This is a genomic window from Citrobacter freundii complex sp. 2025EL-00176 (assembly GCF_053309355.1).
Genome location: NZ_JBRYHT010000015.1, coordinates 78,421 through 91,214, shown reverse-complemented (window position 1 = coordinate 91,214; position 12,794 = coordinate 78,421). Strand labels below are relative to the sequence as shown.

Below are 12,794 nucleotides of genomic sequence, written 5' to 3'. Positions count from 1 at the left end.
GGGCTATAGCTCAGCTGGGAGAGCGCTTGCATGGCATGCAAGAGGTCAGCGGTTCGATCCCGCTTAGCTCCACCAAATTTAATCCCAATAAATTTGGTATGTACGTAAAAGCATCGTGGGGCTATAGCTCAGCTGGGAGAGCGCTTGCATGGCATGCAAGAGGTCAGCGGTTCGATCCCGCTTAGCTCCACCAAAATTTGAACCCTCGCTGAAAAGCGAGGGTTTTTTGTTTCTGCATCCCGCCAGTTCTCACTCTATATCTCTTTGGTTTGCTGAATAGCAGACATAAAAAAACCGGGGAGAAAAATCTCCCCGGCCTTAGCACGACAATGTTGTCTTAGGCTTACAGCACCAGTGCTGCGATGGATGCAGACAGTACGCTCACCAGCGTAGAGCCGTACACCAGCTTCAGGCCAAAGCGGGAAACCACGTTACCTTGTTCTTCGTTCAGGCCTTTAATCGCGCCGGCGATAATCCCGATGGAAGAGAAGTTAGCGAAGGAGACCAGGAACACAGAGATGATGCCTTCAGCGCGTGGAGAGAGCGTAGAGGCGATTTTCTGCAGATCCATCATCGCGACGAATTCGTTGGAAACCAGTTTGGTTGCCATGATACTACCCACCTGCAGCGCTTCGCTGGACGGCACACCCATCACCCATGCAACAGGGTAGAAGATGTAGCCCAGGATGCCCTGGAAGGAGATGCTGTAGCCAAACCAACCGGTCACGGTAGCGAACAGGGCGTTCAGGGCGGCGATCAGGGCGATGAAACCAATCAGCATGGCTGCAACGATAATTGCCACTTTGAAACCTGCCAGGATGTACTCACCCAGCATTTCGAAGAAGCTCTGACCTTCGTGCAGGTTAGACATCTGAATGTTTTCTTCGCTGGCATCAACGGTATATGGGTTGATCAGCGACAGCACGATAAAGGTGCTGAACATGTTCAGAACCAGCGCAGCAACCACGTACTTCGGCTCCAGCATGGTCATATACGCGCCGACGATAGACATGGAAACGGTCGACATCGCCGTTGCAGCCATGGTGTACATACGGTTGCGAGACATTTTACCGAGAATATCTTTATAGGCGATAAAGTTCTCGGACTGACCCAGGATCAGGGAGCTGACGGCGTTAAAGGATTCCAGCTTACCCATACCGTTGACTTTAGATAACAGGAAACCAATCGCGCGAATAACAATTGGCAGAACGCGGATGTGCTGCAAAATACCGATCAGCGCGGAAATGAAGACGATCGGGCAAAGCACTTTCAGGAAGAAGAATGCCAGGCCTTTGTCGTTCATGCTGCCGAAGACAAAGTTTGTCCCTTCATTAGCGAATCCGAGCAGTTTTTCAAACATCTCGGAGAAGCCTCTCACGAAGCCCAGACCGACATCAGAGTTCAGGAAGAACCATGCCAGTAACACTTCAATAACAAGCAGTTGAATAACATAACGAATGCGGATTTTTTTACGGTCACTGCTTACCAGCAGTGCGAGTACCGCAACCACGGCAAGGGCCAGGACAAAATGAAGAACGCGGTCCATATTTGCTCCAAATATGAGGCAGGTTTAGTTTTCGTGCACATTCTATGTAACAACCATAAAGAAAACGAGATCAAACACACACTATAATAAGGACCTGTGACGAGATTCAAAATTAGTGATCGGTGATACACTTCCGTTATGTTGAGTAGGGAAGTGAAAAGTTATGTCATTGTGCTAATCTCATAACAATAATCAAACATCTCACCGGTATTTCCAGAATCTTTATCGATCCATAGACAAACGCTATCAGAGAAATCAACTTCACCCATTAAAATGAATTTGATAATCATTCTCAATAAGCGTAGCTTGAAACATAGCAAAGGCTATGTTTCTGAGGCACTAAAATGACTAACGATCGCGTTGAGAGTAGCAGTGGACGGGCAGCGCGCAAGTTGAAGCTCGCATTAATGGGACCTGCGTTCATCGCGGCGATCGGCTATATCGATCCGGGTAACTTTGCCACCAATATCCAGGCAGGGGCCAGCTTTGGCTATAAACTGTTGTGGGTTGTGGTCTGGGCAAACCTGATGGCTATGCTGATTCAGGTGCTGTCGGCAAAACTGGGTATTGCCACGGGTAAAAACCTGGCGGAGCAAATTCGCGATCATTATCCTCGTCCGGTGGTGTGGTTTTACTGGGTGCAGGCGGAAATTATCGCCATGGCGACGGACCTTGCTGAGTTTATTGGCGCTGCGATTGGTTTCAAACTTATCCTTGGCGTTTCGTTATTGCAGGGGGCCGTACTTACCGGTATCGCGACGTTTTTAATTCTGATGCTGCAGCGCCGCGGGCAAAAACCGTTGGAAAAAGTCATTGGTGGCTTGTTGCTGTTTGTGGCAGCGGCTTACATTGTGGAACTGATCTTTTCCCAACCCAATCTGGCGCAGCTTAGCAAGGGGATGATGATTCCCAACCTGCCCAATTCGGAGGCTGTGTTCCTGGCCGCTGGCGTGCTTGGCGCGACCATCATGCCGCATGTGATCTATTTACATTCTTCATTAACCCAACATCTGCACGGCGGAACGCGGCAACAACGCTATGCGGCCACCAAATGGGATGTGGCTATCGCCATGACGATTGCCGGATTTGTCAATCTGGCGATGATGGCGACAGCTGCCGCCGCATTTCATTTTAGCGGGCATACTGGTATCGCCGATCTCGATCAAGCGTACCTGACCCTTGAACCCCTGTTGAGCCATGCTGCGGCGACGGTCTTTGGATTAAGTCTGGTGGCGGCAGGGCTTTCATCTACCGTGGTCGGCACGCTGGCGGGGCAGGTGGTGATGCAGGGGTTTATTCGCTTCCACATTCCGCTGTGGGTACGCCGTACTGTCACCATGATGCCGTCATTTATTGTGATTCTGATGGGGCTGGATCCCACCCGTATTCTGGTGATGAGCCAGGTGTTGCTCAGTTTCGGGATTGCATTAGCCCTGGTACCGCTACTGGTCTTCACCAGCAACGGCACATTGATGGGGGATTTGGTTAACACCGCCTGGGTCAAATACATTGGCTGGATGATTGTGGTGTTAGTGGTGGCGCTCAATATCTGGCTGCTGGTGGGAACCGCGCTGGGTTTGTAAAAACAAAAGAGCCCGCAGGCTCTTTTGTTACATTAATGATGATGTTTGTGGCCGCGCCCGCGACCGCGATGGTCGTCACGGTCATTCCAGCCTTCGCGATAGCCGCGCTCATAAGCTTTACGTTTATCCCAGCCACGATGATAGCCGTTGTCATGACGCCACCAGCGGTTTTTGCGCCACTCATAATTGTTGTGCCAGTAATCCCGGTCGCGCCAGCGGCCGCCATCCCAGTAGTTACCGTAATTATCGCGATCGCCAATTTGCAATTTTATTGATGGCAGCAGGGTGATTTCGCCAGCGTTCGCGGCCAGCGGTGTAAAAGCCAATAAGACTGCCGCCAGAATCAGTGACCTGAACATGTTTACTCTCCTTCACGATCGAGCCGTAGCCGGCCTGTTAACGTAATATTACGGGGCAGTAAAGCCCCGTTTCATCGCCTTAACTCTTAAATCGCGAGTGAGAGCACTTTTTGTTAATAAATGTGTCTTTATTTCAATCAGCTCAGAATGGCATCAATCTCGGCGCACTCTTCGGCAGTGAAATGACGGTTTGCCAGCATGCCAACGGCGTCTTCAATTTGCGCAGGTTTACTGGCGCCAATCAGCACTGAGGTGACTTTGTCTTCCCGTAATACCCACGCGAGCGCCATCTGAGAAAGTTTTTGTCCCCGACGTTCTGCCAGCGCGTTCAGCGCACGGACCTTTTCCAGTTTTTGTGGCGTTAACTGGTCCGGGTTAAGAAAACGGCTGGTACTTGCCGCGCGAGAATCCGCAGGAATGCCGTTCAGGTAGCGGTCGGTTAATTGCCCACCCGCCAGCGGTGAGAAGGCGATACTGCCAACCCCCTTTTCCTGTAATAGCGACAGCAGGCCACTTTCGACCCAACGTTCAAACAGGGAATATTTAGGCTGGTGGATAAGGCAGGGGGTGCCTAAATCGTCGAGTATTTCAATCGCCTGCCTGGCAAGCTCAGCCGGATAGTTAGACAGCCCGACGTACAGCGCTTTACCCTGACGGACAATATGATCCAGCGCGCGCATGGTTTCTCTGAGCGGCGTTTCTGGATCGGGCCGGTGATGATAGAAGATATCAACATACTCCAGCCCCAGACGCTTCAGGCTTTGATCGAGGCTGGCAATCAGGTATTTGCGCGAACCCCAGTCACCGTAGGGACCTTCCCACATGGTGTAGCCCGCTTTGGTGGAGATGACCAGCTCATCCCGCCACGGTAAAAAATCTTCCTGCAGAATGCGGCCAAAATTTCGCTCCGCTGAGCCTGGCGGTGGACCATAGTTATTCGCCAGGTCAAAATGGTTAATTCCCAGATCGAATGCGCGCTGTAACAGCGCCCGGCTGTTCTCTACCTGCGTGGCATCACCAAAATTATGCCACAAACCTAAAGAGACAATCGGTAGCTTGAGGCCGCTCTGGCCGCAGCGGCGATACTCCATTGTTTGATAGCGATTTTCATCAGCCTGATAAACCATGTAGCCTCCTGTCGGATAACGTGTGTCATTGAGTGTATACGTTTACACAAAGCAGACTGCAATGAATTTTTAATCGTCAAAACTGTACATCTTGCTTTCCACCCCCTTCACCATAACTCCCCTGGACAGTCATCACAGTTCTTCGATACTCAACATTGAGGTTACCGTCAGAAGGATAGCTGTCATGCAAACCCAATATTCCGTTGCTGATTATCTGCTGGACAGGCTGGCAGGCTGTGGCGTCGGCCACCTCTTTGGTGTGCCTGGTGATTATAATTTGCAGTTTCTTGACCACGTGATTGAGCATCCCAGCGTACGTTGGGTCGGGTGTGCGAACGAATTAAATGCGGCTTATGCTGCGGATGGTTATGCCCGGGTGGCAGGGGCGGGAGCGTTGCTCACCACGTTTGGCGTGGGAGAGTTAAGTGCAATCAACGGTATCGCGGGAAGCTATGCGGAATATGTTCCTGTTTTGCATGTTGTCGGCGCGCCCTGTCGCGGTGCGCAGCGTCGTGGGGAACTGATGCATCACACCCTTGGCGACGGTGACTTTCAGCATTTTTACCGTATGCAGCAGGCGGTAACGACGGCCAGTGCAGTGCTGGATGAACAAAATGCCTGCTATGAAATTGACCGCGTGCTGCGGGCGATGTTAACAGAACGCAGACCGGGCTACCTGATGTTGCCTGCTGATGTGGCCAAACAGCCCGCCACGCCGCCGAATGACACCCTGATTGTTCCTCTGGGCGAACCGGAAAGCAGCGTGGCAGAAGCGTTTCGCTATTATGCCCGTGAACGGCTGTTGGACAGTCCGCGCGTAGCGCTGCTGGCCGACTTTCTCGCGCAGCGCTTTGGTTTACAGCCTGTTTTGCACCGTTGGATGGCGGAAACGCCGATGGCCCACGCCACGCTGTTGATGGGTAAAGGGTTATTTGATGAGCGTCACCCGGCGTTTGTCGGTACGTACAGCGCTGGAGCCAGCAGCGACTATGTGCGCCGGGCGATTGAAGATGCCGATACGATCATTTGCGTCGGTACACAATTTGTCGACACCCTGACCGCTGGGTTTACGCAACGGTTACCCGCGGAGCGCACGATTGAAGTTCAGCCCCATGCGTCACGTGTTGGTACGCAATGGTTTAACGTTCCGATGGAACAGGCCGTCACCACGTTACGCGAGTTGTGTCTGGAGATGTCGTTTTCACTGCCGCCGGAACGTCCGCCAGTTGGGCGTATCCAGGTTGAGAAGGGGTTACTGACGCAGGAAAATTTCTGGCCAACGGTGCAGCACTATCTGGCGCCCGATGACATCATCCTCGTCGATCAGGGAACGGCGGCATTTGGTGCGGCTGCGCTCACGCTACCCAGCGGTGCGGAAGTCCTGGTCCAACCGCTGTGGGGTTCTATCGGCTACGCGCTCCCGGCGGCATTTGGCGCGCAAACGGCCAGCCCGGACCGCCGGGTGATCCTGATTATTGGCGATGGCGCAGCGCAGCTCACTATCCAGGAACTGGGCTCCATGCTCAGAGACGGGCAATCACCGGTGATTTTACTGCTTAACAATGACGGCTATACCGTAGAGCGGGCGATTCACGGCGCAAATCAGCGCTATAACGACATCGCCGGATGGAACTGGACGCAGGTGCCGCAGGCGTTAAGTCATGAATGTCAAGCGGAATGCTGGCGAGTGACGCAGGCGGTGCAACTGGAGGAAGTGCTGGCCCGGCTGTCCCGCCCGCAACGTTTGTCATTAATTGAAGTGGTGCTACCGAAAGCCGATCTTCCTGAGTTATTGCGCACGGTGACCCGTGCGCTGGAATCTCGCAACGGAGGATAGCTACTCCTCGGGACGGCTGGCGATCATCATTGGTTTTCCGGCCAATAACAGCCAGGCAGGGAGCATCACTACGCAAAGCAGCGGCAGTAAAGTGGTGTCTGGCACCACGACTGCCGCCATAAACAGGCTCAGCCACGCGTCGCGGGTAACGACCAGCACCAGCCCGAGAATCGCACAGGAGACCGTGATGGCAGCCGGAACGGCTTCTACATGAGCGTGCAGCATCAGACCCAGCGCGACGCCCACGAAGACCGCCGGAAAAATTCGCCCGCCGCGGAAACCGCTTGCTGCAGCGACGACTAATGCCGCCAGTTTGATCACCGCAAGCAGCAAATAATCCGCTGTCCCCAGCGTCTGGCTAAACGCCATTTGCTGCATTTCATCCAGTCCCTTAAATAAGGTCAGCGGTCCGCCAATTACGCCCAAAATACCGAGAATAAAACCACCAACCCCAAGGATCAGTACCGGGTGTTTAAGCCGATGCATTAAATGATGCAAACGCGGTAGGCACCAGACGGCCACCATGCCCGCGGCAATGGCGATAGCAGCAACGACCGCACCGCTAAGGATATCGATCAGATGCATTTGCGTATAGTGCGCGATGGGCAGTGAAAAATGAGGATGAAAAAACAGGCTGGTGGTCAGTGAACCTGCGGCGGCGGCCATTAAGGGCGCAAACAGGCGATCCCACAAAGGAACATCGTTCGAGCTATTCAGCGTTTGCGAAAACACCAATGCGGCGGCAACGGGAGTACCAAATAACGCCCCGATAGTGCCGGCAGAGGCGAGAATGGTCCAGTCCAGCTTAGCAATACGCGGAAACATGCGGCTGCCGATCGCCACCGCGAGGGCGATATTCACGGTCATGATGGGATGTTCCGGCCCTAAACTGACGCCGCCCGCCAGACCGAGTATTAGCGCTGCCAGCAGACCCGGTATGGCTGACGTTGGGACCGGCATACCAATTAACGGTTCACAAGCCGGATCCGGGCCTGCATGACCCCGGCTATAACGGATGACAAGTCCGACCATCAATCCGGTTAGCGTGAGCATACCGATGATCCACAGCGGAGAGTCCTGGGCAATCCCGATGCTAATCGGCAGACGCTCCCACAAAAATTGCTGTAACACGGAAGCGACTTTCATCACACCGATCAACACCAGGCTGGACGCTATGCCAATGATTAGCGCGGGAGTTGATAGCAAGAGCATCGTTCTGGCTCGCGGATGGAGCATGTTCTATTCCTTCATACAGAGTCATAGGCGTAGTTTGCACAGCCTGCGCGACCGCATCGCTGCAAATGGTGCTGAAACGATAAAGTAATTGTGTGATCTGGATCGATTTTCTACGGGCATCAGCCTTCAGGCCGTTGTTGTTATGCCCCCATGAATTTACAGTGTGGCAAAGATTTATTCTGACTTTAGCGGAGCAGTGGAAGAATGACAAAATATGCTTTAGTAGGTGATGTTGGCGGCACCAACGCACGTCTTGCTCTGTGCGATATTGCAAGCGGCGAGATTTCGCAGGCAAAAACGTATTCCGGGCTGGATTACCCCAGTCTGGAGGCCGTGGTGCGCGTGTACCTGGATGAGCATAGCGTTAGCGTCGAAGATGGCTGCATTGCCATCGCCTGTCCGATCACCGGCGACTGGGTGGCAATGACCAACCATACCTGGGCATTCTCTATTGCTGAGATGAAAAAAAATCTGGGCTTTAGCCATCTGGAAATCATCAACGATTTCACGGCTGTGTCGATGGCAATCCCCATGCTGAAAAAAGATCATTTGATCCAGTTCGGCGGCGCTGAGCCTGTCGAAGGCAAACCGATTGCAGTGTATGGCGCAGGAACCGGGCTCGGCGTGGCGCACCTGGTGCACGTTGATAAACGCTGGGTAAGCCTGCCCGGTGAAGGCGGCCATGTGGATTTTGCGCCAAACAGCGAAGAAGAGGGGATCATCCTTGAGGTCCTGCGTGCGGAAATCGGTCACGTTTCTGCTGAGCGTGTGCTCTCAGGACCCGGACTGGTGAACCTGTATCGCGCCATCGTCAAATCAGACGGGCGCCTGCCGGAAAATCTGCAGCCGAAGGATATCACCGCCCGTGCGCTGGAAGATTCCTGTATCGACTGTCGCCGCGCGCTGTCGCTGTTCTGCGTGATTATGGGACGCTTTGGCGGCGATCTGGCGTTAACGCTGGGGACGTTTGGCGGCGTGTACATCGCTGGCGGGATCGTGCCGCGCTTCCTTGAATTCTTTAAAGCTTCCGGCTTCCGCGGTGGGTTTGAAGATAAAGGACGTTTTAAAGCCTACGTTCAGGATATTCCGGTGTATCTGATCGTGCATGATAACCCTGGTCTGCTTGGCTCCGGCGCGCATCTGCGCCAGACGCTGGGGCACATCCTTTAATTCCTCAATCACACACCCGCAAAACCGCGTAAATCACGCGGTTTTTTTATGCCTGCCGCCCAGCTTTCCGACCTTCGTCACACTTCCTGATTGCTGGATTATCTATCCAGTAAAAGCATTATTTGTCTGGTAACGATCGTTACTTGCCTCGGACCATAATTTCTCTCGTTAACTATTACGAGGAAATGAATATGAGCAAAAAATTAATTGCTGTCTGTGCGTGCCCGATGGGGCTGGCTCACACCTTTATGGCGGCGCAGGCGCTGGAAGAAGCGGCGGTTGAAGCGGGTTATGAAGTGAAAATCGAAACTCAGGGCGCTGACGGAATTCAAAATCGTCTGACGGCGCAGGATATCGCTGAGGCGACGTTAATCATCCATTCAGTGGCCGTAACCCCGGAGGATAACGAGCGTTTTGAGTCGCGTGACGTCTACGAAATTACGCTACAGGACGCGATAAAAAATGCGGCCGGCATCATTAAAGAGATCGAAGAGATGGTTGCCGCTGAACAACAATAATTATCGACAGGGAACTACGTATGGCCATTAAAAAACGCAGTGCAACCGTTGTGCCTGGCGCATCTGGTGCGGCAGCGGCAATAAAAAATCCACCGGCCTCCCGCAATAGCTTCTGGGGCGAACTTCCGCAACATGTGATGTCAGGTATTTCACGCATGGTGCCGACGTTAATTATGGGTGGGGTAATTCTCGCCTTCTCGCAACTGATCGCCTATAGCTGGCTCGATATTCCCGCTGACACTGGCATCATGGATGCGCTAAACAGCGGAAAATTTACCGGTTTTAATCTCTCATTACTGAAGTTTGCCTGGCTGTCGCAATCTTTTGGCGGCGTGCTGTTTGGTTTTGCTATTCCGATGTTTGCCGCGTTCGTTGCCAACTCCATCGGCGGCAAGCTGGCATTTCCGGCGGGGTTCATCGGCGGTCTGATGTCGACTCAGCCGACGCAGCTGCTGAATTTTGACCCATCGACGCTGCAATGGGTAACCAGTGCTCCCGTGCCCTCCACCTTTATTGGCGCGCTAATTATCTCGATTGTTGCCGGGTATCTGGTGAAGTGGATGAACCAAAAAATCCAGCTCCCCGATTTCCTGCTGGCGTTCAAAACCACCTTTTTGCTACCCATTCTCTCCGCCATTTTCGTCATGCTGGCGATGTATTACGTAATCACGCCGTTTGGCGGCTGGATCAACGGCGGAATTCGTACTTTGCTGACCGCTGCGGGAGAGAAAGGCACGCTGATGTATGCGATGGGGATTTCCGCGGCTACGGCCATTGACCTCGGCGGTCCGATTAATAAAGCCGCTGGATTTGTCGCCTTCAGCTTTACCACCGACCACGTTCTGCCGGTCACCGCGCGCTCTATTGCGATTGTTATTCCGCCGATTGGCCTCGGGCTGGCAACGCTGCTTGACCGCCGCTTAACGGGTAAGCGTCTGTTCAGCGCCCAGCTCTACCCGCAGGGAAAAACGGCAATGTTCCTCGCATTTATGGGCATTAGCGAAGGGGCGATCCCGTTTGCGCTGGAAAGCCCCATTACGGCAATTCCCTCCTATATGGTTGGCGCCATTGTCGGCTCGACGGCCGCCGTCTGGCTGGGTGCGGTGCAGTGGTTCCCTGAGTCGGCGATCTGGGCATGGCCGCTGGTGACCAATCTCGGTGTCTATATGGCAGGGATCCTGTTAGGTGCGGTGATTACCGCGCTGATGGTGGTGTTCCTGCGCAATATGATGTACCGCAAAGGCAAATTACTGATTGAAAGCCTCTGATTAAAAGGATTGTAACCATGAGCTTACTTGCCTCGCTGCGTGACTGGCTAACGGCGCAACATCTCGATGCGATGCTGCTGTCATCGCGGCAGAATAAACAGCCGCATATGGGGATCTCCAGCAGTTCAGGGTATGTATTTATCAGCCATGAAAGCGCGCATATCCTGGTCGATGCCCGTTATTACACCGATGTCGCTACGCGTACCCAGGACTACCAGATCCATCTCCTCGATGGCACGCAAACGCTGTATTCACGGGTGAATCACATCATTGCTGACGAAAAGCTGCAAACGGTGGGGTTCGAAGGCGAGCAGGTAAGCTGGGAAACGGCACAGGCCTGGGCAGACAAACTGCATGGAAGGCTGGTGAGCGCCGTGCCGGACGTACTTCGGCAGGTGAAAACGGCACAGGAAATAGCCTGTATCCGAGAAGCCTGTCGGATTGCCGACCTCAGCGCTGAACACATACGGCGTTTTATTAAACCAGGTTTGAGTGAGCGCGAGATTGCCGCCGAGCTGGAGTGGTATATGCGTACGCTCGGCGCAGATAAAGCCTCTTTTGACACCATTGTCGCCAGCGGCTGGCGCGGGGCGCTGCCGCACGGCAAAGCCAGCGACAAGCGTGTCGAGGCGGGTGAGTTCATTACGCTGGATTTTGGCGCACAGTATCAGGGGTATTGTTCAGATATGACGCGAACGTTTCGCCTACCCGACGCCAACCAACCTGCAGAAGAAAGCGCGCTATTTTCGATTTATCAGGTTGTACTGGAAGCGCAACTGGCGGCGGTGGCGGCAATTCGACCCGGCGCGCGTTGCAATGAGGTGGACGCCGCAGCCAGGCAAGTTATTACGCAGGCGGGCTATGGTAATGAGTTTGGTCACAATACCGGACACGCTATCGGCATTGAGGTCCATGAAAATCCACGTTTTTCACCCACCGATGCGACGCCTCTGGCGGAGGGAATGCTGCTCACCGTTGAGCCAGGTATTTATCTGCCGGGGCAGGGCGGAGTACGTATCGAGGACGTAGTGCTGGTTACGCCAGACGGCGGCGAGGTGCTCTACACCATGGCGAAAACATTGTTACACACGGGAGAAGCGTGATGGACTTATCGCTACTGAAGGCGCTGAGCGAGGCTGATGCGATCGCCTCCTCAGAACAGGAGGTGCGGCAGATCTTGCTCGAAGAAGCAGATCGTCTGCACAAAGAAGTGCGCTTCGATGGTTTGGGATCGGTGTTGATCCGCCTGAATGAATCAACCGGTCCGAAGGTAATGATCTGTGCGCATATGGATGAAGTGGGATTTATTGTGCGCAGTATCTCCAGCGAAGGGGCGATCGATGTCTTGCCGGTGGGAAATGTGCGTATGGCGGCCAGACAGTTGCAGCCGGTGCGGATTACCACCCGCGAAGAGAGCAAAATCCCCGGTCTGCTCGACGGAGATCGTAGTGGCAATGAAGTGAACGCGCTGCGGGTAGATATTGGGGCGCGGTCTTATGACGAAGTACTGCAGGCCGGCGTGCGTCCAGGCGATCGCGTTACCTTTGACACGACTTTTCAGGTTTTGCCGCACCAACGCGTCATGGGCAAAGCCTTTGATGACCGGCTTGGATGTTATTTGCTGGTAGCGCTGCTCCGCGAATGGCATGGCGCCGATCTTCCTTGCGAGGTGTGGCTGGTGGCCAGTTCCAGTGAAGAAGTTGGATTGCGCGGAGGGCAAACGGCCGCGCGTGCGGTTGCGCCCGACGTGGCGATCGTGCTGGACACCGCCTGCTGGGCGAAAAATTTTGATTATGGTGCGGCCAACCACCGACAGCTCGGCAAAGGCCCGATGCTGGTGCTGAGCGATAAATCGCTGATTGCGCCGCCAAAGCTGACGGCATGGATGGAAAGTGTAGCCACTGACGCGGGTATACCGTTACAGCTCGATATGTTCAGCAATGGCGGTACCGATGGCGGGGCCGTACACGTGAGCGGAACGGGGATTCCGACGGTTGTCATGGGGCCAGCCACGCGGTATGGGCACTGTGCGGCATCGATTGCCGACTGTCGTGACATCATCCAGACGCAGCAGTTGCTGTCGGCGATTATTTCACATCTTACGTGCGAAACCGTAGCTCATCTGACGGACTTCAGGTGCTGATTTCGCG

Annotated in this window: 12 protein-coding genes and 1 tRNA gene; 9 read left to right on the top strand and 4 right to left on the bottom strand. The window is 53.9% G+C overall.

Annotation, left to right across the window (positions count from 1 at the left end; all coding sequences use genetic code 11):
* The first annotated feature begins 117 nt into the window (after positions 1–117).
* A tRNA-Ala gene (locus ACVXHP_RS21180) sits at positions 118–193 on the top strand.
* Between the two features lie 150 nt (positions 194–343).
* Here ACVXHP_RS21180 and nupC read toward each other — a convergent pair.
* A complete protein-coding gene (nupC, locus tag ACVXHP_RS21175) occupies positions 344–1,546 on the bottom strand; it encodes a nucleoside permease NupC (RefSeq protein ID WP_038642445.1) in 1,203 nt (400 codons plus the stop codon).
* 273 nt (positions 1,547–1,819) lie between these two features.
* On the opposite strand from nupC, the gene ACVXHP_RS21170 reads away from it, so the two are divergent.
* Positions 1,820–1,894 carry a hypothetical protein gene (locus ACVXHP_RS21170; protein WP_420808581.1) on the top strand — a complete coding sequence of 25 codons (75 nt, stop codon included), beginning with the start codon at positions 1,820–1,822 and terminating at the stop codon, positions 1,892–1,894.
* The gene (locus ACVXHP_RS21165) at positions 1,891–3,129 is read left to right on the top strand and encodes an Nramp family divalent metal transporter (protein ID WP_304701007.1); all 1,239 of its coding nucleotides are present in this window, start codon (positions 1,891–1,893) and stop codon (positions 3,127–3,129) included. Before ACVXHP_RS21170 ends, ACVXHP_RS21165 begins: the two co-directional genes overlap by 4 nt.
* A 32-nt stretch (positions 3,130–3,161) precedes the next feature.
* On the opposite strand, the gene ypeC is transcribed toward ACVXHP_RS21165, so the two are convergent.
* Together ypeC and mgrA are read right to left on the bottom strand one after the other, a co-directional pair.
* Positions 3,162–3,488, bottom strand: coding sequence for a DUF2502 domain-containing protein YpeC (ypeC, locus tag ACVXHP_RS21160; protein WP_032944124.1), 327 nt, complete (start codon positions 3,486–3,488; stop codon positions 3,162–3,164).
* 137 nt (positions 3,489–3,625) lie between these two features.
* Positions 3,626–4,615: an L-glyceraldehyde 3-phosphate reductase gene (gene mgrA / locus ACVXHP_RS21155; RefSeq protein ID WP_200005532.1), complete on the bottom strand. Its 990-nt coding sequence runs from the start codon at positions 4,613–4,615 to the stop codon at positions 3,626–3,628.
* A 184-nt stretch (positions 4,616–4,799) separates the two neighbouring features.
* Here mgrA and ACVXHP_RS21150 point away from each other — a divergent pair, with 184 nt between their 5' ends.
* On the top strand, positions 4,800–6,452 hold the full coding sequence (locus tag ACVXHP_RS21150) for an alpha-keto acid decarboxylase family protein (protein ID WP_447572140.1): 1,653 nt from the start codon (positions 4,800–4,802) through the stop codon (positions 6,450–6,452).
* Here the strand turns inward: ACVXHP_RS21150 and ACVXHP_RS21145 are convergent, their stop codons facing one another.
* On the bottom strand, positions 6,453–7,688 hold the full coding sequence (locus ACVXHP_RS21145) for an ion channel protein (RefSeq protein WP_200005534.1): 1,236 nt from the start codon (positions 7,686–7,688) through the stop codon (positions 6,453–6,455).
* Between the two features lie 204 nt (positions 7,689–7,892).
* On the opposite strand from ACVXHP_RS21145, the gene glk reads away from it, so the two are divergent.
* The 5 genes from glk to ypdE all read left to right on the top strand — a co-directional run bounded on the left by glk (position 7,893) and on the right by ypdE (position 12,787).
* Complete coding sequence (gene glk / locus ACVXHP_RS21140) at positions 7,893–8,858, top strand: glucokinase (protein WP_042306971.1); 966 nt, start codon at positions 7,893–7,895, stop codon at positions 8,856–8,858.
* Positions 8,859–9,049: 191 nt separating this feature from the next.
* On the top strand, positions 9,050–9,376 hold the full coding sequence (locus tag ACVXHP_RS21135; protein WP_003028254.1) for a PTS fructose transporter subunit IIB: 327 nt from the start codon (positions 9,050–9,052) through the stop codon (positions 9,374–9,376).
* 20 nt (positions 9,377–9,396) lie between these two features.
* Positions 9,397–10,644: a PTS fructose transporter subunit IIC gene (locus ACVXHP_RS21130; RefSeq protein ID WP_200005535.1), complete on the top strand. Its 1,248-nt coding sequence runs from the start codon at positions 9,397–9,399 to the stop codon at positions 10,642–10,644.
* A gap of 17 nt (positions 10,645–10,661) precedes the next feature.
* Positions 10,662–11,747, top strand: coding sequence for an aminopeptidase (ypdF, locus tag ACVXHP_RS21125; protein ID WP_447572139.1), 1,086 nt, complete (start codon positions 10,662–10,664; stop codon positions 11,745–11,747).
* Positions 11,747–12,787: an aminopeptidase gene (gene ypdE, locus ACVXHP_RS21120; RefSeq protein WP_447572138.1), complete on the top strand. Its 1,041-nt coding sequence runs from the start codon at positions 11,747–11,749 to the stop codon at positions 12,785–12,787. The genes ypdF and ypdE overlap by 1 nt, the downstream gene beginning before the upstream one ends.
* Positions 12,788–12,794: the final 7 nt, after the last annotated feature.

Bases quoted from the DNA above. Each gene is read 5' to 3' on its own strand.
- nupC (WP_038642445.1), bottom strand. From the start codon at position 1,546: ATGGACCGCGTTCTTCATTTTGTCCTGGCCCTTGCCGTGGTTGCGGTA.
- ACVXHP_RS21165 (WP_304701007.1), top strand. From the start codon at position 1,891: ATGACTAACGATCGCGTTGAGAGTAGCAGTGGACGGGCAGCGCGCAAG.
- ypeC (WP_032944124.1), bottom strand. From the start codon at position 3,488: ATGTTCAGGTCACTGATTCTGGCGGCAGTCTTATTGGCTTTTACACCG.
- mgrA (WP_200005532.1), bottom strand. From the start codon at position 4,615: ATGGTTTATCAGGCTGATGAAAATCGCTATCAAACAATGGAGTATCGC.
- ACVXHP_RS21150 (WP_447572140.1), top strand. From the start codon at position 4,800: ATGCAAACCCAATATTCCGTTGCTGATTATCTGCTGGACAGGCTGGCA.
- ACVXHP_RS21145 (WP_200005534.1), bottom strand. From the start codon at position 7,688: ATGCTCCATCCGCGAGCCAGAACGATGCTCTTGCTATCAACTCCCGCG.
- glk (WP_042306971.1), top strand. From the start codon at position 7,893: ATGACAAAATATGCTTTAGTAGGTGATGTTGGCGGCACCAACGCACGT.
- ACVXHP_RS21135 (WP_003028254.1), top strand. From the start codon at position 9,050: ATGAGCAAAAAATTAATTGCTGTCTGTGCGTGCCCGATGGGGCTGGCT.
- ACVXHP_RS21130 (WP_200005535.1), top strand. From the start codon at position 9,397: ATGGCCATTAAAAAACGCAGTGCAACCGTTGTGCCTGGCGCATCTGGT.
- ypdF (WP_447572139.1), top strand. From the start codon at position 10,662: ATGAGCTTACTTGCCTCGCTGCGTGACTGGCTAACGGCGCAACATCTC.
- ypdE (WP_447572138.1), top strand. From the start codon at position 11,747: ATGGACTTATCGCTACTGAAGGCGCTGAGCGAGGCTGATGCGATCGCC.